The following is a 25,915-nucleotide window of genomic DNA, read 5'->3' as shown; positions in this document are numbered from 1 at the left end:
CAAGTGATCAGGGCAGGACGCTGAACGACCAGTAGCGATCGTTGATCGCCTTGAACGACCCGTCCTTGAACGAGGCCGTCAGCGCCGCGTCGATCTGGTCACGGAGCGCGCTGTCCTCCTTGCGCAGCGCCACGCCCACGCCGGGACCGAAAAGGGCGACGTTGTTGATCTCGGGGCCGACGAAATGGAATTTCTCGCCGCGCGGCTTCTGCAGGAAATCGCCGTCGAGCTTGATCGGCCCGGCGAAGGCGAGGTCGATCCGGCCCGATTGCAGGTCGAGCAGCAGGTTGTCGACCGTGTCGTATTGCGCGAGCTTCACACCCGGGAATTCCTTGGTCATGAACTGCTCGTAGGTCGAGGAGCGCTGGAGCCCGACCGTCTTGCCGGCCAGCGCCTTCGGGTCCGGCTTGCCGTCGGCCCCGACCGGCTGGACGTTCAGCGTCTTGGCGCCGACGAACCGGGCCGTCGAGGAGCGGTAGGGCACGCTGAAGTCGATCGACTTCTTGCGCTCGTCGGTGATCGACATGCTCGCCACGATCAGGTCGAACTTGCCGGCGAGCAGCGCCGGGATCATGCCGTCCCATTGCTGGCAGACGAAGACGAGGTTGGCGTTCAGGCGCTTGCCGATCTCGCGCGCGACATCGATGTCGAAGCCCTGCAACTCACCCTTGGCATCGCGGTAGTTGAAGGGCGGATAGGTGCATTCGCTGCCGACCTTGATGTCCCTTGCCGCAGCGCCCGCGGTGAAGGCGCCGAGCAACCCGGCAGCGATGAGAAATGGCTTCAGCATGTCGTTCTCCCCTTGTGTTTGACGGCTCGGTTCACAGGACGCGTTGCAGGAAGGCGCGGCAGCGCTCGGAACGCGGGTGGCCGAGGACCTGCTCCGGCGGACCGCGCTCCTCCACGACGCCCTGATGCAGGAACAGGACTTCGCTGGAGATCTCGCGGGCGAAGCCCATCTCATGGGTCACGATGATCATGGTGCGCCCCTCGGCGGCGAGCGTGCGCATCACCGCGAGCACCTCGCCAACCAGCTCGGGATCGAGCGCCGAGGTCGGCTCGTCGAAGAGCAGCAGCGCCGGCTCCATCGCCAGCGCCCGGGCGATGCCGACGCGCTGCTGCTGGCCGCCGGAGATATGGGCCGGATAGGCGTGGCGCTTCTCGATCAGCCCGACCTTTTCCAGATAGGCCTCGGCGCGCTCCGTCGCTTCCTTGCGGCTGAGGCCGAGCACCTTGATCGGCGCCACCGCGACGTTCTCCAGCACGGTCAGGTGGGTCCAGAGATTGAAGCTCTGGAACACCATGCCGATGCGGCTGCGCATCCGGTTGATCTGCTTGCGGTCGAGCTGGCCCCGGCCGGCCCCCTGCTGCGCCAGCCGGACGGTCTCGCCCTCGAAGCGGATGGTGCCGGCATCGGGCAATTCGAGGAAGTTGATGCAGCGCAGGAAGGTGCTCTTGCCCGAGCCGCTGGCCCCGATCATCGTCACGACATCATGGCTGCGCGCCGTGAGGTTCAGCTCCTTGAGGACGGCGAGATCGCCGAAGTTCTTCCGGATACCCTCGACTTCCAGGACGGTGCTGCGTTCGACGTTCATGAGGACTCCGCTGCTACGGAGAACATGCGAGGCGAGCAGGAGCCCCCCAAGGTCCAATTTCGTGATTTCGATGGGGTCCAATTTCGGCCGGAATGGAAAGCGCGCCGGCGCAGCCTACTCGGGGGCTCCACAGGCGGCCTCGACGGCGCGTGCAACGGCTTCAGCGCAGGCTGGGAGCTTTTCGGTGCCGGTATTGCCGAAGCCGAGAACGAGCCCGCGCCGGCCCTCGCCGCGGCAATATTGCGACAAAGGCGGGCAGTCGAAGCCCCGGCCCAGGAGCGTCGCCGAGGCGGCGGTGTCGTCGAACGGGACTCGCGGCCTGATCGTGAGATGGAGGCCCGCGGTGACCTCGGGAACGATGAAGCGATCGCCGAGGCGCTGCCGCAAGTGCTCGCAGAGCAGGAGCGAGCGTTCGCGGTAGATCGCCCGCATCCGCCGCAGATGCGCCGCCAGATGCCCCTCGGCCATGAAGGCCGCGACGAGCGCCTGATCCGGCTGCGGCGCATAGAGCGAGAAGACGCGCTGTGCCTGGGTGAAGGCTTCGACCAGGCTGGGGGGCACGACGAGATAGGCCAGCCTGAGACCGGGCGCCAGAGCTCGGTTGAACGAACTCGTATAGATGACGCGACCTTGCGGATCGGCCGCGAAGAGAGGCGTCTGCGCCTCCCCCGACCAGCGGATCTCGCTGTTGAAATCGTCCTCCAGCACCCAGCTTCCATGAGCTTGTGCCCAGGCGAGCAGTGCCCGGCATTGCGCGGGTGGCATCGAGCATCCGAACGGAAACTGCTCGACCGGAGAGACCACGACGAGCTTTGGCAGCGGTTCCGCGTCTGCCGACAACGGAAGCGCGGCGGCGTCGAGCCCCATCTCGTCCACCGGCACCGGCCGGATGCGCAGGCCGCTGAGTTCGAAGGTGGCGAGTTCGGCGAGATGGCCGGGGTCTTCGACCGCGACCGTATCGCCGATATCGAGCAGGACATGGGCGGCGAGCGCGGCGGCCTGGAGGGTGCTGCCGACGACGATGACCTGTTCCGGCGCACAGGCCAGGCCGCGCGCCTCGGCGAGATAAGTGGCGATCTGATGGGTCAGGCCGGCGCGCGGCTGGCCGACACCGTAGCCCGTCTGCGAGATCGCGCGCGAACGCCAGTGCCGGGCCGCGATCCGGCTGAAGATCTCGTAGGGAAACTCGTCGAGGGCGGGCACGCCGGGACTGAGCCCCAATGTCTCCGAGCGCTCGGGCGGCAAGCGCGTTTCGAGGAGCCGCGTCGCACGTTCCGACAGCGCGGTTTCGGCCAGCTGCGGCATGGCAGGAGCAGGCTTGGCCCGCGTCTGATGATCTTCGGGAAGCACCGCCTCGACGAAGGTGCCGGAGCCATGGGCACGTCTGACGTAGCCCTCGGCCTCCAGCCGGTCATAGGCCTGCACCACCGTATTGCGGGCGAGCGGCAATTCCTTGGCCAGGATGCGGCTGGGCGGCAGGCGCGTCCCGCGCGGAATCACGCCTTCGGTGATGCCCGTCCGGAACTGGGCGAAGATCTGCTCATAGAGCGGGGTGTCGCTGTCGCGCTCCAGCCTGATCAGGTTCCAGACGGGATAGTTGAACCGGTTGACCATTCGCCCTCGTCAGGCTGACATCCTTCTTCCGAATGGACGCAGGCGCCGGATTCTCCAAGCGGATTTCGCTTCCCGGCCGGCTCGCGATCCCATGGCATCCCGTTCAGGCTAGCGTGAGTTCGGATATAGCCTCGCTGGTCGGGCGTGTGCGCGCCCTGTCACGCAAAAGCGCACACTCTGTCTCCCTGCGAATAACAAAAGGACGGGAAACAATGATGCGCATGGGAGTTGATGATCAGCTCGGTTGCGCCGGCATACCATCCTCCGGCGAAGAACCGCCCCGGGTTCTGAGATAGGCGCAGAACATGTCGGCGAGGCCATCGGCATAAGCCTGAATTTCGATATTGGTTCTCGGGATCTCCGAGAACTCCTTGCCCACGGCGCTCATGGTCGTGGTGATGAGATTGCCTGCCAGCGCGCGCTCGCCGGCCGAGACATCTGGCAGCGCTTCCTCCATGAACCTCTTGAACAGGCGAGCGCCGGCCGCTCGTGCCTCCCGTGCCTCCGGCGCGTCGCGGTACAGTGGAGCTGCGTCGCTGAGCGCGATCCGCACGGCAGCCTCGTCGCATTCGGAACGGATAAAGGCCCGCACGAGCGTGCGCAGCCGGGCGAGCGGTGGCTGCGCGGCATCGCCGAGGATGTCGGTGAGCATCGCATGAGTCTGTCGCCATTCGTCGCTTTGCAGGCGGAACAGGATGGCCGCCTTGTTGGGAAAATACTGGTACAGCGAGCCGATGCTGACGCCGGCTTTCTCGGCGACGCGGGCCGTCGTAAAGCGCTGCGCACCCTCTTGCGCCAGAACCTGAATAGCAGCCTCCAGAATAGCGGAGACCAGCTCGGTCGAACGGGTCTGCCTGGGCGTTTTTCGCGAGGAAATTCGGGCGGTTGGCCGATCGGCCATGGTGCGCTCCAGCAATGCGAATAGAAAACGCGACGAATTATTCGTATTTTCCGCTCCGAGACAAGAACATCCCACGATCCGCTCGGAGCCTTCCATGACGACACTGACCACCGCGCCGCTTGCCTCGCTTCTCGACCGCTTGTTCGCGCAAGCGAACGCAACCCCAGACTCGGCGTTCGCCGGCTTCTCCGGGGATGAGCGCGAGCGCCTCATGCGCAGCAAGACGGAGTATCTCGACCTCTACAGCCGTCTGAAGGATCTCTGGCTTCCCGTTTCGCGGGAGACGGGTGTGCTGCTGTACATGCTCGCCCGAAACAGCCGCGCCCGAACGATCATCGAATTCGGCACGTCCCTCGGCATTTCGACCCTGCATCTTGCGGCCGCCCTGCGCGACAATGGCGGAGGACGCCTGATCACCACCGAATTCGAGCCGTCCAAGGTGGCCCGGGCCCGTGAGCACCTGGAAGCTGGCGGCCTCGCCGACCTCGTGGACATCCGGGAAGGCGATGCGTTGAAGACGCTCGCGGCCGGCCTGCCCGCACAGGTCGACCTGCTGCTGCTCGACGGCGCAAAGTCGCTTTATCCCGACATTCTTGATCTTGTCGAAGGCAGCCTGCGCCCGGGTTCACTCATCGTCGCGGACAATGCCGATCACAGCCCGGAATATCTCGAGCGCGTGCGCGCATCGGGCGGCGCTTACCTGTCCGTCCCCTTTGCCGAGGATGTCGAGCTGTCGATGCGTATCCGCTGATCCCGAAGGAAGCGGCCAACGTCTATGGCGACGTGGCGGTTGGCATCGCGTTCCCCTCGATGATCCTGACGCGTGGCATCCCCGGTTGGCTCCCCCGTTTCACGCGTTCGCCCAGGCCTCGAACAGTCGGAAATTGATCCGGTTCTGAGCGAGGACGCTGGCGCCAGAGATCGGATTGGGGGCGTACTCCTCGCGAAGCCCTTCCTTGATCCAGCGCGTCTGCGGCTGGTCCCAATCGATCGATGTCTGCCGACGAAGGAAGTGGTCGAGCCGGAGAATCTTGCCGGATGGCGTCACGGCCCCTTTCCCCGGCGCCAATCGTCGTTGATCGAAGCGAAGACCCGTCGTCTGCGCTCGACCGCAAAAGCAAGGGGAGCGGGGAATGGACGAGAAGCTCGTAGCCGGTTTGCCCACGACGCACAGGCCAGTATTGATCAAACTATTCATCTGCACGGCGCTCTGTGTCGTGCCCGCAGAGCTCGTCGGCTCGGCATCAACATCTGGCGCGCTGCTCCCGAACCGCTCGAGGTTGCCGATACCGTCAGCGAGCGCCAGAGCACGCTATGGACCTCGTTGTTGAGAGCGCTCTTCGTCCAGCTCTCCAATGCCAAGACGGCGATCTTCTATGCGTCGATGCTCGCCGCGCTGCTGCCGGCCCCCACCATCCTGGATGTTGTTTGTTCTGCCGCCGATGCTCTTCCTGATCGAGTTCGGCTGGTACACGGTCGTCGCTGTCGGGTTCTCGTCCCAACGCCGCGGGCGGTCTATCTCCGCTCCAAGGTCTGGATCGACCGAACGGCTGGCGCTGTGGCTGGAGCCCTGGGCGTCAAGCTGATGGTGGACAGCCTGCGCCGGTCTGCTTGAGCTCATTTGCGGACGCGAGCCTGAGCCGATGCAGGATGTCTTCGGCTTTCCGATGCCGGTTTCCCCCGATCTTGCACGGTGAGCGTCACGCGGTGGATGATCGACAGGCGTCAGAAACGCATCAATCGAGCAGGCGCGCCCCGAAATTGTGCTCGGGATCGATATCGGCAACGAGCCTGCCGGTCGGTGTTGCCGCCGGCCCGCCCTTGCGGCCGAGCCAGCGGCCCGAGCCCGGTACCGCCGTACATGAGCCGCCCGCCACGACATCTTCGCCCCTGACGATAACCCGCTCCGGCCAGCCGGTGACGCGGCGCCCCGAGAAGGGCGTGAAGCCGGTTAAGTCATGCATCGCCGCGTCGGTGATCTCCACCTGCTTGCCGGGATCCCAGATCGCGATGTCCGCGTCATAGCCGGGTAGCAGCGCCCCCTTGCCAGGGAGGTTGTAGATCTCGGCCGGCGCCGTCGCCGTCAGGTTGACGAAGGCTTCGAGCCCGCGCCCGGCGAATTCCGGGCGCCCTTTCGAGACCAGCGCGTCGAAGAGCAGGGGCAGTCGCGTCTCCAGCCCCGGCAGGCCATTGGCGATCTGCTTGAAATTCGGGCTCGGGCCGGCCGAGAGCTTGCCGGTCTCGTCGAAGCGGTAGGGAGCATGGTCCGAGGAGACCGTCTGGATGTCCCCGAGCGCCAGCGCCTGCCAGAGCGCATCCTGGTCTGCCTGCTCACGCGGCGGCGGCGAGCACATCCACTTGGCGCCTTCCAGGCCGGGCTTGTCGAGATCGTGCCGGGTCAGGAAGAGATATTGCGGGCAGGTCTCGGAGAAGACCTTGAGGCCGCGTCCGCGTGCGTCGCGGATCACCTGGGCGCCCTGGGCAGTCGAGACATGGAAGATCATGATCGGCTGATCGAGCAGTTCGGCTGCGGTGATCAAGCGGTTGAAGGCCTCGGCCTCCGAGCCGCGCGGATGGCTGATCGCGTGGAATTTCGGTGCGACATAGCCCTTCTCGACGAGCTTCTTGCCCATCCAGGAGATCATGCCGTGGTTCTCGGCATGGACGCAGACCAGCGCCCGGTTCTGGCGGGCCGTCAGCAGCAGCTCGAGCAATGGCTCGTCATCGACCTTGATCAGGTCATAGGTCATGAAGACCTTGATCGAGGCATGGCCCTCGCGGATCAGAGCCGGCAGGTCCTGCTGGACCGTCTTGGCATCGGGATTGGCGACGATGAGGTGGAAGGCATAATCGATCAGCGCGCCGCGCCGGGCCAAGGCCGCATAGTTGTCGACGACCTTCCGGAGATCGAGGCCGCGATGCTGGGCGGCAAAGGAGATCAGCGTGGTGTTGCCGCCGAAAGCGGCCGAGGTCGTAGCGCTCTCGAAGGTGTCGGCATTGAGCAAACCGCCAGCCGAGACCTGCTCGACATGGGCGTGGGTGTCGATGCCGCCGGGCAGGACGAGCTTGCCCGTCGCGTCGATCTCGCGGGCGCCCGCACCGAGGCCGAGGCCCAGAGCGGCGACCTTGCCATCCTTGACCGCGACATCGGCACGGAAGCTGCCGGTCGCGGAGCCGACTGTGCCGCCGCGAATGACCAGATCGTAGTTCGACGTCATCTGCCCTCGTCCCTTTCAGCGTACCATCAGCGTGCCGATCGCCATGGCGACCGCAGCTTGCGTCGGATCGATCACGGGCACGCCCAGCGCATCCTCCAGAGGCCGGCGATGGCGCGCCATGCCGGCGCAGCCCATCACGATGGCGCCGGCACCGTCTTCGTCGCGGAGCTCGCGGCCGATCGCGATCATGCGCTGCAGCGTGCCTTCGCCGGATGCGCTCTCCGCCACCGACATTTCGAGCGGCCGCTCGCCGGCAAGCCTGTCCATCAGCCCCATCTGGCGCAGATACCGGATATGGCGCGGGATCGAACGTGATTTGATCGCGATCACGCCGAAGCGGTCCGCCCGCGTGAGCGCCGTGAGCACGCCGCATTCGGCGATGCCGAAGACCGGGCTCGCCGTGCCTTCGCGCGCGATATGCAGGCCGGGATCGGAATAGCAGGCGATGACGAAGGCATCGACGTCGCTGGCGGCCTCGATCCGGCGGCGCAAGGGCAGGGTGACGCTCTCGACATGCTCCTGCGTCTCGATGCCGATCGGTCCGTCGCGCAAGCTCTCGCAGAGGATTTCCGGCCCTTCGGCAAAGGCGAGCGGAGCCAGTGCCTGCCGCAGCCCTTCCGTGACCATCTCGTTGGAGTTGGGGTTGATAACGAGAATGCGGGGGCGGCGGCTCATCGCGAAAGGTCCGAAGTGGCAGGTCCAGGGTTCAGCATGGCATTGCCGGCTGATTCAGGCGACCTCTCGCGCGACCCAATCCGCCAGGATCGTGCAGGCTGCCAGGAAATCGTCGATCTCCATCGCCTCCAGCGGGTTGTGGCTGCCATGCTCGTTGCGCACGAACAGCATCGCGATGGGCACGCCGGCCGCAGCGAAGGCGGCGGAGTCGTGGGAAGCCGGGCTGCCGAGCGACATGGTCGCGATGCCCTGCCGATCCGCCGACGCTTCAAGCCCGGCGACGATGCCGGGATCGACCGGGCCGACGGCGGCGCTGGCGCGCGTGCCGAGTTCGAAGCCGACGCGCCGGCGCGCCTCGATCTCGCTAATGCCGGCCAGCATCTTGGCTTCGACTCGTTCCAGAACGGCAGGGTCATACGCGCGCACGTCGAGGCTGAACGCAAAGCTGCCCGGCACGGTGGTCAGGCCATGGACGGCAGGATCGGTATGAAAGCGCCCAAGCGTCACCGCCATCGGGAAGCCCGCTTCCTCCTCTTCCTGCCAGAGCCGGTCCAGCATCACCGCGAATTCAGCGCCAGCCATGGCAGCATCGCGGCGAAAACGGCGAGGCGTGCCGACATGGTCGTGACGTCCGACGATACGCGCATCGGGATAGCGGAAATTGCCGGGCACTCCGGTGCAGATCGCGACCGGCAGGCCGGATTCGACCAGGCTCGGGGCCTGCTCGATATGGACTTCGAGGAAGGCACGGATCGCGGCCGGATCGAGATGCCGCTCGCGCCGGCGGATCGCGCTGGAATCGCCGCCGCTGGCGTCGATGCTGGCGGCGAGGGCGCGGCCGTCATCGATGCGCTTCGCCTCCAAGGCGCCGTCCGGCAAGGTGCCGAGCGCCGAGCGGCTGCCGATATAGGAGACCTGGAACCAGACGCTCTCCTCAGCCCGCACGCCCATCGCGGTGACGTCGCAGCGTGGCGTGATGCCGAGCGCGCGCAAGGTCTCGATGACCACGAGCCCGGCGACGACACCGGCCGCACCGTCGAAATTGCCGCCATGCGGCACGCTGTCGAGATGCGAGCCCATCAGGATGCGCGGGGCGTCGGCGTCGCGACCCGAGAGGGTGACATAGGTATTGGCGGCAAAATCATGCGAGACGGCGAGCCCGTACGCCTTGCCGTGCTCCTCCAGCAAGCGATGGCCGAAATCCTCGCCCGCGCCATAGGTGTCGCGGGTGATGCCGGGCGTGTCGCGGCTGCCGGCCGCCAGGCGATCGAAAAGCGCCTCCACCCAATTGCGCTGGGCCGCGACGGCCGTGGCGATCATCGTGTCGGCGGTGGGCGTCCTGGCAGCAGTGGTCATCTTGATCCGGTCGATAGGGGTCGCGACATCATCGCACCGCAGCCGTGAAGCGAGGGTGATCGAGCGCGCGCATTGTCCTGACGATACGCGCTGCCGGCAGGCAGCCCGGGGACATTGAGCCAACCCGTCTGCGGGCACAATGCGCTGCCTACGCATAAATCCGGGGCGATCGCTCTAAACCTTGCCGGCCACTCCTTCGGGTAGCAGGGCCCTGTCGACGATCTCAATGGCCTGAGGCGTCACGTTTCGCCTGAGCTACGTGGGAAGCCTTGCGCAGGCGCCCCCGCTCGGCCGGACGGATCAGCGAATTCACCTCCTTGTCCGGGATATCGTGCATGCCCTGATTGGCGTGCCGGGTGTTGAACGGGATGTTGTTGTGTTGTGCGTGCATCTTCAGTTCGAGCGCACGTTGGGCATTTTCGATCAGAGTGTGGTTCTTCGCCATTTCGGCGCGGCGCTGGATTTCGGCATTCAGCCGCTTCAGGGCCGCCGCCAGCACCATCGTCTTCAGGCTGGACCCGGCGCTTCCGGTGCTGGGCTCCGCACCTTTCGGGGCCGCTTTGCCGCGCATTTCGCGCCGCTGTCGGTTGGCGTGGCTCGAAGCCTTGTCGCGCTGATCCCGCAGGCGTTTCAAGAGCGTGTTCAGGGCATCGTCGGGCAGGTTCTGCACGGCTGGGTGCCGGGTCTGCGCGACGATCTCGCGCTCGTCGGCATTCAGCGCGCGTTCTTCTTCCTTGCGCGTCAGGGCCATGGCGTTTTCCTCCTCGGTACAGGTCGGTGGCGGGTGGTCAGGTCAGCATGTTGTCCTTGGGCTGGATCGGCTCGGGAAGGTCCTTGCTGCCGAGCGCCGACAGCATCTCCCGCTCGACAATGCGCTGCAGGGCGTTCAGCGGCAATGCGTTCGGCTGCGATCCGAAGGGGTCTTCGAGCTGGTGCCCGAGGGCATCGAGCCCGAAGAAGGTATAGGCCACGAGCAGCACGGGCAGCAGCGTCCACCAGGCGAGCGAGCCGGCCAGCGCAAAGGGCAGGGTCGTACAGAAGACCAGTGCCGTGCGGTGGAGCAAAAGCGAATAGGCGAAGGGGACGGGCGTGTGGGCGATGCGTTCGCAACTGCCCTGAACATCCGACAGGGCCGTCAATTGTCCCTCGATGACCGAATAATGGATCGCGCCGAGCTCGCCATTGTGCATGAGCGTGATGCAATAGGTCCCGAGTTCGTGCAGGACGGTGTTGGTCGGATTCGGACTTTCGGCGAGCGCAGCCGGATCGAACCATTTGCCGATCTCAGCGAGCTCGTCGCTGCCACGCAGTCGCGCCGCCAGGCCGGCGGTGAAGCCACAGAGGCCGTGCAGCAGGAAGCGCTGGTGGCTCGCATTGAGCCCGGACGCCTGACGGGCCAGCGAGCGGCAGGCGATGATGAGCTCGCCCCAGAATTTGCGCCCGTCCCACCAGCGCGCATAGCAGGTGCTGTTGCGGAAGCTCATGAAGACGGAAAGCGCGATGCCGATCAGCGTGAACGGGATGGCGCTGATCTTGGCGAAGATGCCGGGATGCTCGTCCGCTGCGAAAACGGCGACGGCGGTGACCACTGCGATCCCGGCAAGCTGCGGCAGAATCCGGGGCAGGATCGAGCCGTTGACCGCGAACAGGATGTCCCTGAAGTCGGGCTTCGATCGCAAGATCATCGAGCGCTTCGCCTCCACCGGACACACGCCGGTGCCCGGACGACTATAGCACCGAGCGTGCCAGAGACGTGCCTCTGTCAACTCAAGCACTTAGTGGTCAGGCGGTATCTGCGGATGGACAAAATGTCCAAAATATCGGGACAAATTGTCTATAGATTTCAATGAGATAGAGTGTTTAACTTTGGGCTCGCCATCTTGGAGGGCCTCAAGCCATGGCCAGCGGCAAGCCACGCTACCAGACCTATCATCACCCCGCCGGCGGCTGGGGCGCGGCGGCCGCGACCGCCAAGGTGCTGATGGAGCAGAGCGTCATCACCAAGGGCTCGCGGGCACTGCTCGCGATGAACCAGCCAGGCGGCTTCAAGTGCCCGAGCTGCGCCTTCCCGGATGCCGACTGCAAGAAGACCCTGGAATTTTGCGAGAACGGCGCCAAGGCGCTCGCCTTCGAAGCGACCAAGCGCCGCGTCACGCGCGCGTTCTTCGCGCAGCACACCGTCACCGAGCTGATGGCGCAATCCGACTACTGGCTCGAAATGCAGGGCCGGCTCACCGAGCCGATGCGCTACGATGCCGCCACCGACAAATATGTGCCGGTGAGTTGGGATGATGCCTTCACCCTGATCGGCAAGCATCTGCGCGCGCTGGAGAGCCCGCATCAGGCGGAATTCTACACCTCGGGCCGCACGCCGAACGAGGCCGCCTTCCTCTATGCGATCTTCGTGCGCGCCTTCGGGACCAACAATTTTCCGGATTGCTCGAACATGTGCCACGAGCCGACCAGCCGCGGCTTGCCACCGGCGATCGGCGTCGGCAAGGGCACGGTGGTGCTCGAGGATTTCGAGCATGCCGAGGCGATCTTCGTGATCGGCCAGAACACCGGCACGAACTCGCCGCGCATGATGACCAACCTCGTCGAGGCGCGGAAACGCGGCGTGCCGATCGTCGCGGTCAACCCGATGCCGGAGCGGGCGCTGATCCGCTTCGCCGAGCCGCAGGATGTCGTCCAGATGGCGACCTTCGGCTCGACCGCCATCGCCAGCGAATTCGTCCATATCCGGATCGGCGGCGACCTCGCCCTGATCAAGGGCATGATGAAGGTGATGTTCGAGCGCGAGGCGCAGGGCGAGGCGGTTCTCGACCATGATTTCATCCGCGAGCACACGGTCGGGATCGAGGCCATCCGCGAGGATGCGTTGGCGCAGGACTGGGCCGAGATCGTGCGCGTCTCCGGGCTCGATGAAGCGCAGATCCGGCGCTGCGCCGAAATCTATATCCGTTCGAAGGCCACGATGATCTGCTACGGCATGGGGCTGACGCAGCATCAGCAAGGCTCGCGCCTGCTGCAGCAGGTCGCCAATCTCCTGCTGCTGCGCGGCAATTTCGGCAAGCCGGGCGCCGGCATCTCGCCGATCCGCGGCCATTCGAACGTGCAGGGCGATCGCACGGTCGGTATCGACGAGAAGCCGACGCAGGATTATCTCGACCGGGTGCGCGACGTCTTCGGCTTCGAGCCGCCGCGCCATCACGGCCACCACACCATCGAGACCGTCGAGGCGATGGAGCGGGGCACCGCCAGGGTCTTCATCGGAATGGGCGGCAATTTCGTGCGCGCCATTCCGGATACCGAGCGCTCCTATGCGGCGATGCGCAAGCTCGACCTGACGGTCGGGATCACGATCAAGCTCAACCGCGGCCACCTCGTCCATGGCCGCGACGCTTTGATCCTGCCGGTGATCGCGCGTTCCGAGCGGATCGTCACGGCGGCCGGCGAGCAGTTCGTCACGATCGAGGATTCGATGTCGAACGTCACGGCCTCGCGCGGCGTTCTGTCGCCGGCCAGCCCCGGTCTGCTGCCGGAGGTGGAGATCGTCTGCCGGATGGCGATGGCGGCACTGCCGGACAGCACGGTGCGCTGGCAGAGCTATATCGACGATTACGGCCTGATCCGCGACAAGATCGCCGCGGTCTATCCCGAGATCTACGAGGGCTTTTCGGAGCGGATCAAGGCGCCGAAAGGCTTCCACCTCGACGTCGCGCCGCGCCGGCGCGTCTGGCATACCCCGAACGGCAAGGCGAATTTCCTGCCGCTGCCGGGGCTGGAGGTCAACGACGTGGTTGCGGACCCCGCCATGCTGCGCCTGGCGACGGTGCGCTCGCACGACCAGTTCAACACGACGATCTACAGCTATAACGACCGCTACCGCGGCGTTTACAATGATCGCATGGTCCTTTTCATGAATGCGCAGGACCGGGAGGAGCGCGGTCTGGATTCCGGCGCGCGCATCGCGCTCGAGACGATCAGCGAGGATGGGATCAAACGTCGCGTCGACGGCCTCACCGTCCTCGACTATCCCATGCCGCGCGGCGCGGTCGCGGGTTATTATCCCGAGCTCAACCCGCTCCTGCCGCTGGACTACTACGACAGGATCAGCGGCACGCCCGCCGCCAAGTCGATACCGGTCCGCGTCGCCGCGGGCTGAGACGCCGGGGATGCTGATCGCGGGGCCGGCGTCACGCTTTTAGGAGGAAGGACGTTGTTCGACCAGTTCGATCCGGTTGTCCTGGCCCGCGCGCAATTCGCGTTCACGGTCTCGTTCCACTTCATCTTCCCGGCCTTCTCGATCGGGCTCGCGAGCTATCTCACGGTGCTTGAGGCGCTGTGGCTGAAGACGGGGCGAGGGGTCTATCTCGATCTCTTCCGCTACTGGCTCAAGATCTTCGCGGTCGTGTTCGGCATGGGCGTGGTCTCGGGCGTGGTGATGTCCTACCAGTTCGGCACGAACTGGTCGGTCTTCTCGACCAAGGTCGGGCCGATCATCGGGCCGCTGATGGCCTATGAGGTGCTGACAGCCTTCTTCCTGGAGGCCGGCTTCCTCGGCGTGATGCTGTTCGGGATGAACAAGGTCGGCCGGCGGCTGCATTTCTTCGCAACCTGCATGGTGGCGCTCGGCACCCTGATTTCGGCGACCTGGATCCTCTCGGCGAACAGCTGGATGCAGACGCCTGCCGGTTACGCCATCAACGCGCAGGGGCAGTTCGTGCCGGCCGGTTCTTGGCTGCCGATCATCTTCAACCCGAGCTTCCCCTATCGGCTCGTCCATACGGTGATCGCCGCCTACCTGACCACCGCTTTCGCCGTCGGCGGGGTCGGGGCCTGGCACCTGCTGAAGGACCGGGCGAATGCCGGCGCCCGCACGATGTTCTCCATGGCGATGTGGATGGCGGCGCTGGTCGCGCCGATCCAGATCCTGGCCGGCGACGCGCATGGGCTCAACACGCTCGAACATCAGCCCATCAAGGTGCTGGCGATGGAGGGCGACTACCAGCCGAGCCCGAACGGCGCGCCGCTGATCCTGTTCGGCCTGCCCAACAGCGCAGAGGCGCGGGTCGATTACGAGGTCTCGATCCCGCATCTGGGCTCGCTGATCCTGAAGCACGCCCCGTTCGCGCCGCTGCCGGGCCTCGTCGATTTCCCGCGCGAGAACTGGCCACCGGTGCCAATCGTGTTCTGGTCGTTCCGGATCATGGTCGCGCTCGGCTTCGCCATGCTCGGCATCGGCCTGTGGAGCCTGCTCGCCCGCTTCCGCCGCAAGCTCTACGACTGGTCCTGGCTGCATCGCGCCGCCATCCTGATGGGGCCGTCGGGCTTCGTCGCGGTGATCGCCGGCTGGGTGACGACCGAGGTCGGGCGCCAACCCTTCACCGTCTATGGCCTTCTGCGGACGGCCGAATCCCATTCGCCGCTGGCGGCGCCGGCCGTCGCCGCCTCGCTTATCGCCTTCGTCATCGTCTATTTCTTCGCCTTCGGAGCCGGCATCTACTACCTGCTGCGCCTGATGGCGAAGCCGCCCGGCAGCGGAGAGCCGCCTCCGGCCCCGATACCGCAACGCGCGGCAGGCATCACGCCGGCGCCCGGCGTCGTCGCCCCGGCCGGCGCGGGGGAGTGAACGCCATGGCCAGCATCGACCTCACCGTCTTCTGGGCCGGCATCATCGGCTTGGCGGTCATGGCCTATGTCGTGATGGACGGTTTCGACCTCGGCATCGGCATACTGTTCCCGAGCCTTGCGGTCGGCGACGAGCGCGACCAGGCGATGAACTCGATCGCGCCGGTCTGGGACGGCAACGAGACCTGGCTCGTGCTGGGCGGCGGCGGCCTCTTCGCCGCCTTCCCGCTGGCCTATGGCATCATCCTGCCGGCGACCTATCCGCTGATGATCGCCATGCTGCTCGGCCTCGTGTTCCGGGGCGTGGCCTTCGAGTTCCGCTGGCGCGATCCGCGCCACCGCCCGCTCTGGGACGTCGCCTTCTGCCTCGGCTCCTTCGTCGCCGCCTTCACGCAGGGCGTGACGCTGGGCGCGATCCTGCAGGGCATCCATGTCGAGCAGAACGCCTATGCCGGCGGCTGGCTGGACTGGCTCAGCCCCTTCAGCCTGCTCACCGGCATCGCCGTGGTGATCGGCTACGGCCTGCTTGGCGCGACCTGGCTGATCTGGAAGACGGAAGGCTCCAGCCAGCACCATGCCCGCCGTGTCGCCTTCTGGCTGGCGCTTGCCACGCTCGCGGCGCTGGCGGCCGTCAGCGCCGCCACGCCCTTCCTGGCCTATGACTACTGGCGGCGCTGGTTCGCCATGCCTGGCGTGCTGCTGACGGCACAGGTGCCGCTGCTGGTGGCGATCTGCGCCGCGGCGCTGATCTGGGGCCTGAAGCGCGAGTTCGAAAAGCTGCCCTTCCTGATGGCGCTCGCGCTCTTCCTGCTCGGCTTCGTCGGGCTGGGGATCAGCATCTACCCTTACGTCGTGCCGCGCGCGGTGACGATCTGGGATGCGGCGGCACCCTATTCGAGCCAGGCCTTCATGCTGCCCGGCGCGCTCGTCATCATCCCGATCATCCTCGCCTATACCGGCTGGGCCTATTGGGTCTTCCGGGGCAAGGCCGGCGTGCACGGATATCACTGATGACGCCCGTCGCCCCGCTCTGGAAACGGCTCGCCTGGATGGCGGGCATCTGGATCGCCAGCGTCGCGGTGCTCGGCCTGCTCAGCGGAATCATCAAGCTGGTTCTTGCCGGCTGAGCCGGGCGCCTGCGGTTCGCCGCGATTTCGTGGAGGATGGGAGCAGATCACGGGCCGTGCCGCAGGCGTCAACATTGCGGAAGGGCGGGATCACAATCGCAAAACCGGGAGCGAGACATGACCTTCGTGCCAATCCAGCAGCTCACGACCGACATCAGGGCGCATGATCTTCCGAATGCCGGGATCGGCTTCTTCCCACAGGCGACGGATAGGCCTCTGGAAGCCGCCGACCTGCTTTTCTATCTCGGCCTCGCTTCCGAGAAGATGTCGGGCTTCCTGCGACGGCACGGACTCTATGGCACGTTTGATGGCCTGAATTTCGATCTCGCTCAGCTCGACGCCATCAAGGATGTCGCCACGCGGGTGGTGGCCGAGGGCGAGGCCCATAATTTCGTTGGTGTCTGGGAAGAATACGGGCTGTCGTCGGATGACGACGTCAGGAACAACGGCACGTTCATCCTCGTCGCCGTCGCGGCGATCAGGTTGCTCTACGGATCGAAAGGCAACGGATAGGCGCGAGGCGCGAAGGCAAGAGGGGGCTTTCCTTCCAGACATTCTGTCTTCCACAGGCCGGACAGAATGTCTTCTCGACCCCCTCCGACTTGAATTAACGTATTGATTCCAAAAGAATTATGCGCTGGCACGGCTATTGCGGAGATATCGGGCACGCTCGTTCGCGAGGAAGGACGGCCCCATGACGCATATCGACAGGAGCCATGGTGCGATCGCTGCGGACGGCATTCGCGCCGCCTGGGGCTGGTTCGTCGCGCTCGGGGCCGCCTTCATCGTCCTCGGCCTCGTCGCGAGCAGCCATCTGCTGCTCGCGACCCTCGTCACCGTCTACTATCTCGGCGCCGCGATGATCGTGGCCGGCATCCTCCAGATCGTGCAGTCCTTCCGGATCGCGCGCTGGAGCGGCTTCATCCTCTGGCTCCTGAGCGGTGTGCTCTACGTCGCCGCCGGTGCCGCGACATTCATGAATCCATCGCTGGCTTCGTCTGCCATGACCTTGTTCCTTGCCCTGTTCACGGCGGCCTCCGGCATCATGCGGATCTGGCTCGGGGCCGGGGCGATGTCGGAGCGTGGCTGGGGCTGGATCGTCGCCTCCGGCATTCTCTCGACGGTTGTCGGATTGCTCGTTCTGGTCGGCTGGCCGGTGAACAGCACCTGGCTGCTCGGCCTCATCCTGTCGATCGACCTGATCTTCCAGGGTTGCGCCCTGCTCGGCGCAGGCTTCCGGCTGAGATCGATGAACTGACACCGCTTGCCCATGCGAGCCCGGTCGGCTGCGGCTCGCAATCTTCCTGATGAGCCGCCGCGGCGGCAGAGTTGGAGCGGAGGCGCCGATGATCGGTGAAAACGACGGAGCCAAGGACAGGAGGCACGGTGCTGGCGAGCCTGCTTCCGGCGAGCAGACCCCGGCAGTGCCGAGCGGCGAGGGGGAGAGCACCGCGGCCGGAGCGGCGCCGCCGTCGCAAGCGGAAGCCGGCGCGCTGGCCGAGCTCCGTTCCGAGAACGCTGCCTTGAAGGACCGCCTGCTGCGGGCCTTGGCAGAGACCGAGAACGTCCGGCGCCGCGCCGAGCGCGACCTGGGCGATGCGCGCCAATATGCCGTCACGCGCTTCGCCCGCGATCTTCTGCCCGTGGCCGACAACATGGAGCGCGCCATGGCGAGCGCCCATACCGAGGCTCATCGTGGCGAAAACCTGGTCAAGGCGCTGGTCGAGGGCGTCGATCTCACCGGCAAGGAATTGCTGCGCGTCCTGGAGAGGCATGGCGTCAGGAAGCTCGTGCCGGTCGGCGAGCGGTTCGATCCGAACTTCCACGAGGCGCTGTTCGAGGTTCCCGATCCCGCCGTCCCGGACGGCACGGTCAGCCAGGTGGTGGAGCCCGGTTATGCCATCGGAACGCGTCCGCTGCGCCCGGCCAAGGTCGGAATCGCTCGCGGCGGGCCGTCTGCGAAGGCAAGCCCGGCTGCATCGGCAACGGAGGCTCAAGCGTCGCCATCGCCGCGAGATCCAAAGAGTGGAACCGGCTAGGGCGCCGCGCGTCGAACAGGACAACGGAACAACCAAGCACGACAGGGAGCAGCATGATGTCCAAAGTCATCGGAATCGACCTCGGAACCACGAATTCCTGCGTCGCGGTCATGGACGGCAAGAATGCGCGCGTGATCGAGAACGCCGAGGGCGCGCGCACCACGCCCTCGATCGTGGCCTTCACCTCGGATGGCGAGCGACTGGTCGGGCAGCCGGCGCGGCGGCAAGCCGTGACCAATCCCACCAACACGATCTTCGCGGTGAAGCGCCTGATCGGGCGTCGCTATGACGATCCGGTGGTCGAGAAGGACAAGGGCCTCGTGCCCTACAAGATCGTCAAGGCCGCCAATGGCGACGCCTGGGTCGAGGCCGACGGCAAGCCCTATTCGCCCTCGCAGATCTCCGCCTTCATCCTGCAGAAGATGAAGGAGACCGCCGAGTCCAATCTTGGCGAGCCGGTCACGCAGGCGGTCGTCACGGTTCCCGCCTATTTCAACGATGCCCAGCGCCAGGCCACCAAGGATGCCGGCAAGATCGCGGGCCTCGAAATCCTGCGCATCATCAACGAGCCGACCGCGGCCGCGCTCGCCTATGGTCTCGACAAGAAGAAGCAGGCCAAGATCGCCGTCTACGATCTCGGCGGCGGCACCTTCGATATCTCGATCCTCGATATCGGCGAGGGCGTCTTCGAGGTGAAGGCGACCAATGGCGACACCTTCCTCGGCGGCGAGGATTTCGACATGCGCCTGGTCGAATATCTCGCGGAGGAGTTCAAGAAGGAGCAGGGCATCGACCTGCGCAAGGACAAGCTCGCTCTGCAACGTCTGAAGGAGGCGGCCGAGAAGGCCAAGATCGAGCTCTCCACGGTGACGCAGACCGACGTCAACCTGCCCTTCGTCACCGCCGATGCCTCCGGTCCGAAGCACCTGCTGATCAAGATCACCCGGGCGAAGTTCGAGGCGCTGGTCGAGGATCTCGTGCAGCGCACGATCGAGCCTTGCCTCAACGCGCTCAAGGATGCGGGCCTGAAGGCGGAGGAGATCGATGAGGTCGTCCTCGTCGGCGGCCAGACCCGCATGCCGAAGATCCAGGAGGTGGTGCAGAAGATCTTCGGCAAGGAGCCGCACAAGGGCGTCAATCCGGACGAGGTCGTCGCCATCGGCGCCGCGATCCAGGCCGGGGTGCTGCAAGGCGACGTAAAAGACGTGCTGCTGCTCGACGTGACCCCGCTCTCGCTCGGCTTGGAGACGCTGGGCGGCGTGTTCACGCGCCTGATCGATCGCAACACCACCGTTCCCGCCAAGAAGAGCCAGACCTTCTCCACTGCCGAGGACAATCAGAACGCGGTGACGATCCGGGTCTTCCAGGGTGAGCGCGAGATGGCGGCCGACAACAAGTTCCTCGGCCAGTTCGATCTCGTCGGCATCGCGCCGGCGCCGCGCGGCGTGCCGCAGATCGAGGTGACCTTCGACATCGACGCCAACGGCATCGTCAACGTCTCGGCCAAGGACAAGGGCACGGGCAAGGAGCAGCGTATCCAAATCCAGGCCTCCGGCGGCTTGTCAGAGGCCGATATCGAGCGGATGGTGAAGGATGCCGAGGCGAATGCCGCCGAGGACAAGAAGCGCCGCGCCCTGGTCGAGGCCCGCAATACGGCCGAGGCCCTGCTGCACGGCACCGAGAAAACGCTGGCAGACCACGGTGCAAAGCTGGCCGAACCGGATCGGCGCGGCATCGACGCCGCCGTGAACGATCTCCGCGAGGCCGCGAAGGGCGACGACGTTTCCGCGATCGAGAAGGCGGTGAATGCGCTCCAGCAGGCCTCGATGAAGCTGGCCGAGGCGATGCAGGCCTCCCATCAGGCCGACGCCGATGCCGGTTCCGCGCAGGCGGGCGGAGACGGCGTCGTCGATGCCGAGTTCACCGAGATCAAGGACGACGACAAGAAGAAGGGCTGACCCGCAACTCCGGATAGCGAAGGAGGGAGGCATGAAGGACGACCGGAACGGCGTGCGCGTGAAGATCACGCGCAACGGACCTTATCTGGTGACCGGCTCCGTCCGGCTCGCCGATCTGACGATCGCGACCGACGCGGAGGGCGTTTCGGAGGAATGGGTGGGTCAGGACCGGCCCGAGGCCGGCAAGTCCGTCGCGCTCTGCCGGTGCGGGCATTCGAACAGCAAGCCGTTCTGCGACGGCACGCATGCGAAGATCGGCTTCGACGGCACCGAGACGGCGAGCCGGCTGCCCTACCTCGAACGGGCGCAAGCCGTGGACGGGCCGGCGCTGACGCTGCTCGATGTCGAGTCGCTCTGTGCCTTCGCGCGGTTCTGTGATGCCAACGGGCAGGTCTGGAACGAGGTGGCCGAAACCGGAGAGCTCGCGGAGAGCGAGGCCTTCATTCGCCAGGTCCAGAACTGCCCGTCTGGCCGGCTCGTGGTCTGGGACAAGGCCAGGCAGGCGGCGCTGGAGCAGGATGCCGAAGCCTCGATCGGCTTCATCGAGGACCCGGCAGAGGATTGCAGCGGGCCGATCTGGCTGCGGGGCGGGATCGCCGTCGTCTCGGCTGATGGCGAGGCCTACGAAACCCGCCAGCGCGTGACCCTGTGCCGTTGCGGCGGCTCGCGAAACAAGCCCTTCTGCGATGGGACGCATGCCGCTATCAAATTCCATGCGAAGTGATGGCGGTCCGTGCAAGCTTTGCCGTCGTACAGGCTTTCGGAGTAGCCCGTGAAAAATCCCTACGAGGTTCTGGGTGTCGCCGCGACGGCCTCCGCCGCCGAGATCCAGAGCGCCTACCGCAAGCTGGCGAAGAAGCTGCACCCGGATCTCAATCCCGGCGACAAGGCGGCCGAGGAGAAGTTCAAGGAGGTCGCGGCTGCCTATGACCTGCTCAGCGACGCCGACAAGCGCAAGCGCTTCGACGCCGGTGAAATCGACGAATCCGGCGCCGAGCGGCCGCAGCACCACTACTACCGGGACTACGCGACCTCGGACCAGGGCGATCGCTATGCCGACGCCTCCGGCTTTTCCGATTTCATGGATCAGGACGATGCCTTCGCCGAGCTGCTGCGCCGCAGCCAGCAGGCGCGGGCGAACCGCCGCGGCCAGGACCTGCACTATCATCTCGCGGTCGACCTGGTGGATTCGATCACCGGCGCAACCAAGCGGCTGACGCTGCCGGATGGCGGCACGATCGACGTGAAGATCCCGGCCGGGCTGGTCGACGGCCAGACGCTGCGCCTCAAGGGCAAGGGCGCTCCCGGTTCCGGCAAGGGCGGGCCGGGGGATGCCTTGATCGAGGTTGAGGTCAGGCCGGATCGCCGCTTCACCCGGGACGGCGACGACATCACGCTGGAGCTGCCGATCTCGCTGACCGAGGCGGTTCTCGGCGGGCAGGTCCGGGTGCCGACGCCGACAGGCGACGTGACGATGTCGGTGCCCAAGGGCTCGAATACCGGCACGAAGCTGAGGTTGCGCGGCAGGGGCGTGCCGCGGCGCGAGGGAGGCCAGGGCGATCAGTTCGTCCAGCTCAAGGTGGTGCTGCCGAAATCGCCCGATCCGGAGCTCGAGAGCTTCGTGTCGGGCTGGAAGGACAAGGACTACGATCCGCGTGAGGGCAGGGCGTGATGAGGATGACCAAGCAGGAATTTCTCTCCTCGTCGGGAATCCAGGTCCAGGTGCTGGAGCTCTGGCTGGAGCAGCGCTGGCTCGTCCCGGAGGAGGCCGAGGCCGGGCTGTTCTTCGGCGAGATCGAGGTGGCGCGCGCGCATCTGATCAGGCAGCTCAAGGACGATCTCGGCGCCAACGACGCGGGCATCGATGTCATCCTGCATCTCGTCGATCAGGTTCACGGCCTGCGCCGCGTGCTCACCGAGCTGCGCGATGAGATCAAGGGACGCTGAGGGGCAAGGCGGCGCTTCCTGAGGCGCCGGGGAGGTCTGGCATGAACGAAGCTCTGATAGCCCATCAGGAGCGCGGTAATATCGACACGCTCGTGCTGCGGGCGCTGGTTCGCAAGCTCGTCGCGAAAGGCCTGCTGAGCGAGGACGATGTCCGCGCGCTGCTGTTCGACGTGGCGAAGCGGATGAACGAGGTCGGCAGCGAGCAGACCGACCAGGCAGCCCAGAGCATGGTGAACGAGGATCTTGCGCCGGCCTTCCTCGGGCCGTGGTAGACGCCGCGCTCTGCAAGGCATTCGACGAGGCGATATCGCTGGCCTGACGGCGTGGCGCGGGCCGCTGCCTTCGGGGGCGGTGGGGGAAGGACGGGAATGTCTGTTGAGCAAGGCCAGGCCGGCATGGAGTCCGCCGTCGACGCCGAATTCGGCCCGTGGCTGGCCGGTGCGTCGATCCTGGTGGTCGACGACGAGCCCGGCATGCGGAATTTCCTCGTCAAGCTGCTCGGCCCGCGCTGCAAGCGGATCGAGGAGGCGGAGAGCGCGAAGGAGGCCTCGCGAAAGGTCGAGGAACAGCCCTTCGACGTCGTGATCCTCGACAACATCATGCCCGGCCAGAACGGCCTGGCCTGGCTCGCCGAGCAGCGCGCCGCCGGCTTCTTCGCCGATGTCATCCTGATGACGGCCTATGCCGATCTGGAGACCGCGATCGGGGCGTTGCGCGCCGGCGCGGTGGATTTCGTGCTCAAGCCGTTCCGCTCGAACCAGTTGCTCAACGCGGTGTCGCGCTGCCTTGACCAGGCGAGGTTGCAGCGCGAGAACGACGTGCTCAGGCATGAATTGCGCTCGCCGGGATACCAACCGCTGCCTGGCGACAGGCTGTTCGGCAATTCGCGGGCAATCCAGCAGGTGCGCGACACCGTCGCCAGGGTCGCGCCATTGCCGACATCCGTCCTGCTGACCGGCATGTCGGGCACCGGCAAGGAGGTCGTGGCGCGCGCGATCCATGCCATGTCGAACCGCGCCGGCAAGCTGTTCGTGCCGATCAATTGCGCGGCTATTCCCGCCGAGATGATCGAGAGCGAATTGTTCGGCCATCTGAAGGGCGCCTTCACCAGCGCCGGCCGGGCGCGGGAAGGGCTGTTCATGCATGCCCATGGCGGCACCGTTTTCCTCGACGAGATCGGCGATCTGCCGTTCCCGCTGCAGAGCAAGCTGCTGCGCGTACTGGAGGATCGCCGCGTCCGGCCGGTGGGTTCCGAGCGCGAGGTGCCCTTCGATGCGCGCTTCGTCTTCGCCACGAATGCCGATCTGGAACGGCGGGTCGAGGAGGGCTCCTTCCGCGCCGATCTCTATTTCCGCATGAATGTCGTGCAGATTGCCCTGCCACCGTTGAAGGAGCGCGGCGACGACGTGCTGGATCTCGCCGCGATCTTCATGCGTGAGTTTTCCCGCCAGCTCGGCATGCCGCCGGTCGCGATCGACGAGCGGGTGCGCGCCATGCTCCGGCGCTATGACTGGCCCGGCAATATCCGCGAATTGCGCAACCTGATCGAGCGGGCCGTCATTCTCGGTACCTTTCCGACCGGGCTGGGCAGCGGCATCGAGCGCCGCGAAGCTACAGGGGAGGCGGGACGGCAGACGCTGGCCGATGTCGAGCGGCGACATATCCTCGCGGTTCTGCGTGAGCTCGGCGGCGACCGCGAGGCGGCGGCGCGCAGGCTCGGCATCTCGCGCAAGACCATCGACCGCAAATGCGTGAGCTGGAATGTCTAGCGCGGCGGAGCGGGGCGGCCGCAGCCGGTCCGTGCGCTATCGCCTGCTGGCGATCGCGCTGGTGCCGATGCTGATCGTCCTGCCGCTCCTGCTCGGCATCGGTATCTACCGCTGGAACCTGCGCTTCAACGCGATGATGCTGTCCAAGGTCAATGACGACCTTACGATCGCGCATCAGTATCTCGCACGCATCCGCGACACGACGGAAGGGCAGCTCACCGCGGTTACCGAGGCGGCGCGCTTCCAGGATCTGCTGCGCCGGGACGAAGCGCCGAATGGCGCGCTCGCGGCCTTCCTCGCGAATGTCGCTGCCGAGCGAGGCCTCGATTTCCTCTATGTCGTCGCCGATGACGGGCGAGTCGTCGTCAGCGACCGTCCGATGGGGACCGCCCCGATCCGCTGGAACTGGCCGGTCATCGGCTCCGCCCTCAAGGGACATCCAAAGGCCGGCATCGAGGTCTTCGACGAAGCCGACCTTGCCGCGATCTCTCTGGAACTCGCCTTGCGCGCCCGCGTCGAGATCGTTTCGACAGAGAGCAGCGTCGCCGGCGCCGCCTCGGTCGAGCCGCGCGGGCTGATGCTGCAGGGCGCGAGCCCGGTTGAATTGCCCGGCGGGAAGCGCGGCGCCCTCGTCGGCGGCATCCTGCTCAACCGGAACCTGCCCTTCGTCGATGGCATCAACGACCTGATCTATCACGGCTCCGGCCTGCCGGAGGGCAGCCGGGGGACCGTCACCCTCTTCCTCGGCGATGTCCGGGTCAGCACCAACGTGCGGATGTTCGAGGGGCAACGAGCCATCGGGACGCGCGTCTCGGCCGAGGTCCGCAGCGCCGTGCTCGACCAGGGCAGGGTCTGGCGCGACAGCGCTTTCGTCGTCGACGATTGGTACGTCTCGGCCTACGAGCCGATCCTCGACAGCGCCGGCCGCCGCGTCGGCATGCTCTATGCGGGGTTCCTGGAAAAGCCCTTCACCGAGGCCAAGCGGGAAACCTTGCTGGCGATCGCCGCGGCTTTCCTCATCGCCCTGTTCGCGACGGTGCCGCTGTTTCTGCACTGGGCCGGCGCCATCTTCCGGCCGCTGGAGCGCATGAGCGACGCTATCGCGCGGGTTCGGGGCGGCGATCCTGCGGCGCGCACCGGCCCCGTCGCCGGCAAGGACGAGATCGGCGCAGTCGCGCTTCATCTCGACCATCTGCTCGACCTGGTGCAGGAGCGCGACGCCGAGCTGCGGCGATGGAACGAGGAGCTCAATCAGCGCGTCGAGGAGCGCGCCCGCGCCCTCCAGCTCACGACGACGCAGCTCGAGACGACGACCCGGCAGCTCGTGATGTCCGAGAAGCTCGCCGCGATCGGCGAGATCACCGCCGGCGTCGCCCATGAGATCAACAATCCCATCGCTGTCATACAGGGCAATCTGGAGGTGATCCGCCAGCTGATGGGCGCAGAGGCCCGTCAGGCGCAGACGGAGTTCCGGCTGATCGAGCAGCAGATGGATCGCGTCTCCGAGATCGTGACCAAGCTGCTCCAGTTCGCCAAACCTCAGGAATATGCCGGTTATACCGAACATTATGCCGTGGCCGGCATCATCTCCGACACGCTGCCGCTGGTGCAGCATCTCCTGAAGAAAAGCACGATCGAGGTCGAGCGCGAGGATCGGGCGATCCGGCCGATCATGATGAATCGCACCGAGCTTCAGCAGGTCCTGGTCAACCTGATCGTCAATGCCATTCATGCGATGCCGGATGGCGGCCGCCTCGGCCTGCGCACCTTCGACTGCGACATGGACGGCCAGGATGGGGTTGCGATCCACGTCTCGGATACCGGCACGGGCATGACCCCGGAGGTAATGCGCAAGGTCTTCGATCCGTTCTTCACGACCAAGCAGCGGGAAGGCACCGGGCTGGGCCTGTCGATCAGCCAGATGCTGGCGACGCGGCAGGGCGGCAAGATCTCGGTCGAGAGCGAGCCGGGCCTCGGCACGACCTTCACGATCTGGCTGCCCGCCGCCCGCTGATGCCATCAGGCGCAGGGACAGATTGTCCCGTGGCGCCTCGACAGTTTGTCCGGAGTCCTGCTAGATTTCCG

Annotated in this window: 26 protein-coding genes; 16 read left to right on the top strand and 10 right to left on the bottom strand. The window is 66.0% G+C overall.

The window, feature by feature from the left end:
• Positions 1 to 7: 7 nt before the first annotated feature.
• The 4 genes from Q0Q36_RS00550 to Q0Q36_RS00535 all read right to left on the bottom strand — a co-directional run bounded on the left by Q0Q36_RS00550 (position 8) and on the right by Q0Q36_RS00535 (position 4,110).
• The gene (locus Q0Q36_RS00550; protein ID WP_293794811.1) at positions 8 to 790 is read right to left on the bottom strand and encodes a transporter substrate-binding domain-containing protein; all 783 of its coding nucleotides are present in this window, start codon (positions 788 to 790) and stop codon (positions 8 to 10) included.
• A gap of 31 nt (positions 791 to 821) precedes the next feature.
• Positions 822 to 1,595, bottom strand: a complete 774-nt coding sequence (locus tag Q0Q36_RS00545) for an ABC transporter ATP-binding protein (protein ID WP_293794809.1) — start codon at positions 1,593 to 1,595, stop codon at positions 822 to 824.
• 114 nt (positions 1,596 to 1,709) lie between these two features.
• Positions 1,710 to 3,209, bottom strand: a complete 1,500-nt coding sequence (locus tag Q0Q36_RS00540; RefSeq protein ID WP_293794807.1) for a PLP-dependent aminotransferase family protein — start codon at positions 3,207 to 3,209, stop codon at positions 1,710 to 1,712.
• A 235-nt stretch (positions 3,210 to 3,444) separates the two neighbouring features.
• Positions 3,445 to 4,110, bottom strand: coding sequence for a TetR family transcriptional regulator (locus Q0Q36_RS00535; RefSeq protein ID WP_293794901.1), 666 nt, complete (start codon positions 4,108 to 4,110; stop codon positions 3,445 to 3,447).
• 94 nt (positions 4,111 to 4,204) lie between these two features.
• Here Q0Q36_RS00535 and Q0Q36_RS00530 point away from each other — a divergent pair, with 94 nt between their 5' ends.
• The gene (locus tag Q0Q36_RS00530; protein WP_293794805.1) at positions 4,205 to 4,861 is read left to right on the top strand and encodes an O-methyltransferase; all 657 of its coding nucleotides are present in this window, start codon (positions 4,205 to 4,207) and stop codon (positions 4,859 to 4,861) included.
• Positions 4,862 to 4,960: 99 nt separating this feature from the next.
• On the opposite strand, the gene Q0Q36_RS00525 is transcribed toward Q0Q36_RS00530, so the two are convergent.
• A complete protein-coding gene (locus Q0Q36_RS00525; RefSeq protein ID WP_293794803.1) occupies positions 4,961 to 5,158 on the bottom strand; it encodes a hypothetical protein in 198 nt (65 codons plus the stop codon).
• A gap of 27 nt (positions 5,159 to 5,185) precedes the next feature.
• Between Q0Q36_RS00525 and Q0Q36_RS00520 the strand changes: the two genes are divergently transcribed.
• Entirely contained in the window at positions 5,186 to 5,725 is a 540-nt protein-coding gene (locus Q0Q36_RS00520) for a LysE family transporter (protein WP_293794801.1), read from the top strand.
• A 121-nt stretch (positions 5,726 to 5,846) separates the two neighbouring features.
• Here Q0Q36_RS00520 and hydA read toward each other — a convergent pair whose 3' ends face one another.
• The 5 genes from hydA to Q0Q36_RS00495 form a co-directional block, all read right to left on the bottom strand.
• On the bottom strand, positions 5,847 to 7,328 hold the full coding sequence (gene hydA, locus Q0Q36_RS00515) for a dihydropyrimidinase (protein ID WP_293794799.1): 1,482 nt from the start codon (positions 7,326 to 7,328) through the stop codon (positions 5,847 to 5,849).
• Positions 7,329 to 7,343: 15 nt separating this feature from the next.
• Complete coding sequence (locus Q0Q36_RS00510; RefSeq protein ID WP_293794797.1) at positions 7,344 to 8,003, bottom strand: aspartate/glutamate racemase family protein; 660 nt, start codon at positions 8,001 to 8,003, stop codon at positions 7,344 to 7,346.
• 54 nt (positions 8,004 to 8,057) lie between these two features.
• Entirely contained in the window at positions 8,058 to 9,359 is a 1,302-nt protein-coding gene (locus Q0Q36_RS00505) for a Zn-dependent hydrolase (RefSeq protein ID WP_293794795.1), read from the bottom strand.
• Positions 9,360 to 9,582: 223 nt separating this feature from the next.
• Positions 9,583 to 10,110, bottom strand: coding sequence for a hypothetical protein (locus Q0Q36_RS00500; protein WP_293794793.1), 528 nt, complete (start codon positions 10,108 to 10,110; stop codon positions 9,583 to 9,585).
• A gap of 37 nt (positions 10,111 to 10,147) precedes the next feature.
• On the bottom strand, positions 10,148 to 11,044 hold the full coding sequence (locus Q0Q36_RS00495; protein ID WP_293794791.1) for a bestrophin family protein: 897 nt from the start codon (positions 11,042 to 11,044) through the stop codon (positions 10,148 to 10,150).
• Between the two features lie 212 nt (positions 11,045 to 11,256).
• Here Q0Q36_RS00495 and Q0Q36_RS00490 point away from each other — a divergent pair, with 212 nt between their 5' ends.
• The 14 genes from Q0Q36_RS00490 to Q0Q36_RS00425 all read left to right on the top strand — a co-directional run bounded on the left by Q0Q36_RS00490 (position 11,257) and on the right by Q0Q36_RS00425 (position 25,844).
• Complete coding sequence (locus Q0Q36_RS00490; protein ID WP_293794789.1) at positions 11,257 to 13,524, top strand: FdhF/YdeP family oxidoreductase; 2,268 nt, start codon at positions 11,257 to 11,259, stop codon at positions 13,522 to 13,524.
• Positions 13,525 to 13,578: 54 nt separating this feature from the next.
• Entirely contained in the window at positions 13,579 to 14,991 is a 1,413-nt protein-coding gene (locus Q0Q36_RS00485; RefSeq protein ID WP_293794787.1) for a cytochrome ubiquinol oxidase subunit I, read from the top strand.
• A gap of 5 nt (positions 14,992 to 14,996) precedes the next feature.
• The gene (gene cydB, locus Q0Q36_RS00480) at positions 14,997 to 16,001 is read left to right on the top strand and encodes a cytochrome d ubiquinol oxidase subunit II (RefSeq protein WP_293794785.1); all 1,005 of its coding nucleotides are present in this window, start codon (positions 14,997 to 14,999) and stop codon (positions 15,999 to 16,001) included.
• Positions 16,001 to 16,117 (top strand): DUF2474 family protein, encoded by a 117-nt coding sequence (locus Q0Q36_RS00475; RefSeq protein WP_265059959.1) that lies wholly within the window; start codon positions 16,001 to 16,003, stop codon positions 16,115 to 16,117. Before cydB ends, Q0Q36_RS00475 begins: the two co-directional genes overlap by 1 nt.
• A gap of 117 nt (positions 16,118 to 16,234) precedes the next feature.
• Positions 16,235 to 16,630, top strand: a complete 396-nt coding sequence (locus Q0Q36_RS00470; protein WP_293794783.1) for a hypothetical protein — start codon at positions 16,235 to 16,237, stop codon at positions 16,628 to 16,630.
• Between the two features lie 181 nt (positions 16,631 to 16,811).
• On the top strand, positions 16,812 to 17,375 hold the full coding sequence (locus Q0Q36_RS00465; protein WP_293794781.1) for an HdeD family acid-resistance protein: 564 nt from the start codon (positions 16,812 to 16,814) through the stop codon (positions 17,373 to 17,375).
• An 88-nt stretch (positions 17,376 to 17,463) separates the two neighbouring features.
• Positions 17,464 to 18,156 carry a nucleotide exchange factor GrpE gene (gene grpE / locus Q0Q36_RS00460; RefSeq protein WP_293794779.1) on the top strand — a complete coding sequence of 231 codons (693 nt, stop codon included), beginning with the start codon at positions 17,464 to 17,466 and terminating at the stop codon, positions 18,154 to 18,156.
• Positions 18,157 to 18,212: 56 nt separating this feature from the next.
• A complete protein-coding gene (dnaK, locus tag Q0Q36_RS00455; RefSeq protein WP_293794778.1) occupies positions 18,213 to 20,114 on the top strand; it encodes a molecular chaperone DnaK in 1,902 nt (633 codons plus the stop codon).
• A 31-nt stretch (positions 20,115 to 20,145) separates the two neighbouring features.
• Positions 20,146 to 20,838: a CDGSH iron-sulfur domain-containing protein gene (locus tag Q0Q36_RS00450; RefSeq protein ID WP_293794776.1), complete on the top strand. Its 693-nt coding sequence runs from the start codon at positions 20,146 to 20,148 to the stop codon at positions 20,836 to 20,838.
• A 48-nt stretch (positions 20,839 to 20,886) separates the two neighbouring features.
• Positions 20,887 to 21,786 (top strand): J domain-containing protein, encoded by a 900-nt coding sequence (locus Q0Q36_RS00445; protein ID WP_293794775.1) that lies wholly within the window; start codon positions 20,887 to 20,889, stop codon positions 21,784 to 21,786.
• Between the two features lie 5 nt (positions 21,787 to 21,791).
• Positions 21,792 to 22,061, top strand: a complete 270-nt coding sequence (locus Q0Q36_RS00440; protein WP_293794774.1) for a chaperone modulator CbpM — start codon at positions 21,792 to 21,794, stop codon at positions 22,059 to 22,061.
• A 41-nt stretch (positions 22,062 to 22,102) separates the two neighbouring features.
• Complete coding sequence (locus Q0Q36_RS00435; RefSeq protein ID WP_265059952.1) at positions 22,103 to 22,333, top strand: hypothetical protein; 231 nt, start codon at positions 22,103 to 22,105, stop codon at positions 22,331 to 22,333.
• A 96-nt stretch (positions 22,334 to 22,429) separates the two neighbouring features.
• Entirely contained in the window at positions 22,430 to 23,830 is a 1,401-nt protein-coding gene (locus Q0Q36_RS00430) for a sigma-54 dependent transcriptional regulator (RefSeq protein WP_293794773.1), read from the top strand.
• Positions 23,823 to 25,844: a cache domain-containing protein gene (locus Q0Q36_RS00425; protein WP_293794771.1), complete on the top strand. Its 2,022-nt coding sequence runs from the start codon at positions 23,823 to 23,825 to the stop codon at positions 25,842 to 25,844. Before Q0Q36_RS00430 ends, Q0Q36_RS00425 begins: the two co-directional genes overlap by 8 nt.
• Positions 25,845 to 25,915 lie beyond the last annotated feature (71 nt).

The organism is uncultured Allobosea sp., assembly GCF_945957345.1.
Lineage (GTDB): Bacteria > Pseudomonadota > Alphaproteobacteria > Rhizobiales > Beijerinckiaceae > Allobosea.
The sequence above is the reverse complement of the archived record's forward strand: the minus strand, read 5'-3'. Positions and strand labels throughout refer to the sequence as shown.

What these genes read in the sequence shown, in the direction of transcription:
- Q0Q36_RS00550 (WP_293794811.1), bottom strand. Translation starts at nt 790, where the DNA reads ATGCTGAAGCCATTTCTCATCGCTGCCGGGTTGCTCGGCGCCTTCACC.
- Q0Q36_RS00545 (WP_293794809.1), bottom strand. Translation starts at nt 1,595, where the DNA reads ATGAACGTCGAACGCAGCACCGTCCTGGAAGTCGAGGGTATCCGGAAG.
- Q0Q36_RS00540 (WP_293794807.1), bottom strand. Translation starts at nt 3,209, where the DNA reads ATGGTCAACCGGTTCAACTATCCCGTCTGGAACCTGATCAGGCTGGAG.
- Q0Q36_RS00535 (WP_293794901.1), bottom strand. Translation starts at nt 4,110, where the DNA reads ATGGCCGATCGGCCAACCGCCCGAATTTCCTCGCGAAAAACGCCCAGG.
- Q0Q36_RS00530 (WP_293794805.1), top strand. Translation starts at nt 4,205, where the DNA reads ATGACGACACTGACCACCGCGCCGCTTGCCTCGCTTCTCGACCGCTTG.
- hydA (WP_293794799.1), bottom strand. Translation starts at nt 7,328, where the DNA reads ATGACGTCGAACTACGATCTGGTCATTCGCGGCGGCACAGTCGGCTCC.
- Q0Q36_RS00510 (WP_293794797.1), bottom strand. Translation starts at nt 8,003, where the DNA reads ATGAGCCGCCGCCCCCGCATTCTCGTTATCAACCCCAACTCCAACGAG.
- Q0Q36_RS00505 (WP_293794795.1), bottom strand. Translation starts at nt 9,359, where the DNA reads ATGACCACTGCTGCCAGGACGCCCACCGCCGACACGATGATCGCCACG.
- Q0Q36_RS00500 (WP_293794793.1), bottom strand. Translation starts at nt 10,110, where the DNA reads ATGGCCCTGACGCGCAAGGAAGAAGAACGCGCGCTGAATGCCGACGAG.
- Q0Q36_RS00495 (WP_293794791.1), bottom strand. Translation starts at nt 11,044, where the DNA reads ATGATCTTGCGATCGAAGCCCGACTTCAGGGACATCCTGTTCGCGGTC.
- Q0Q36_RS00490 (WP_293794789.1), top strand. Translation starts at nt 11,257, where the DNA reads ATGGCCAGCGGCAAGCCACGCTACCAGACCTATCATCACCCCGCCGGC.
- cydB (WP_293794785.1), top strand. Translation starts at nt 14,997, where the DNA reads ATGGCCAGCATCGACCTCACCGTCTTCTGGGCCGGCATCATCGGCTTG.
- Q0Q36_RS00475 (WP_265059959.1), top strand. Translation starts at nt 16,001, where the DNA reads ATGACGCCCGTCGCCCCGCTCTGGAAACGGCTCGCCTGGATGGCGGGC.
- Q0Q36_RS00470 (WP_293794783.1), top strand. Translation starts at nt 16,235, where the DNA reads ATGACCTTCGTGCCAATCCAGCAGCTCACGACCGACATCAGGGCGCAT.
- Q0Q36_RS00465 (WP_293794781.1), top strand. Translation starts at nt 16,812, where the DNA reads ATGACGCATATCGACAGGAGCCATGGTGCGATCGCTGCGGACGGCATT.
- grpE (WP_293794779.1), top strand. Translation starts at nt 17,464, where the DNA reads ATGATCGGTGAAAACGACGGAGCCAAGGACAGGAGGCACGGTGCTGGC.
- dnaK (WP_293794778.1), top strand. Translation starts at nt 18,213, where the DNA reads ATGTCCAAAGTCATCGGAATCGACCTCGGAACCACGAATTCCTGCGTC.
- Q0Q36_RS00450 (WP_293794776.1), top strand. Translation starts at nt 20,146, where the DNA reads ATGAAGGACGACCGGAACGGCGTGCGCGTGAAGATCACGCGCAACGGA.
- Q0Q36_RS00440 (WP_293794774.1), top strand. Translation starts at nt 21,792, where the DNA reads ATGACCAAGCAGGAATTTCTCTCCTCGTCGGGAATCCAGGTCCAGGTG.
- Q0Q36_RS00435 (WP_265059952.1), top strand. Translation starts at nt 22,103, where the DNA reads ATGAACGAAGCTCTGATAGCCCATCAGGAGCGCGGTAATATCGACACG.
- Q0Q36_RS00430 (WP_293794773.1), top strand. Translation starts at nt 22,430, where the DNA reads ATGTCTGTTGAGCAAGGCCAGGCCGGCATGGAGTCCGCCGTCGACGCC.
- Q0Q36_RS00425 (WP_293794771.1), top strand. Translation starts at nt 23,823, where the DNA reads ATGTCTAGCGCGGCGGAGCGGGGCGGCCGCAGCCGGTCCGTGCGCTAT.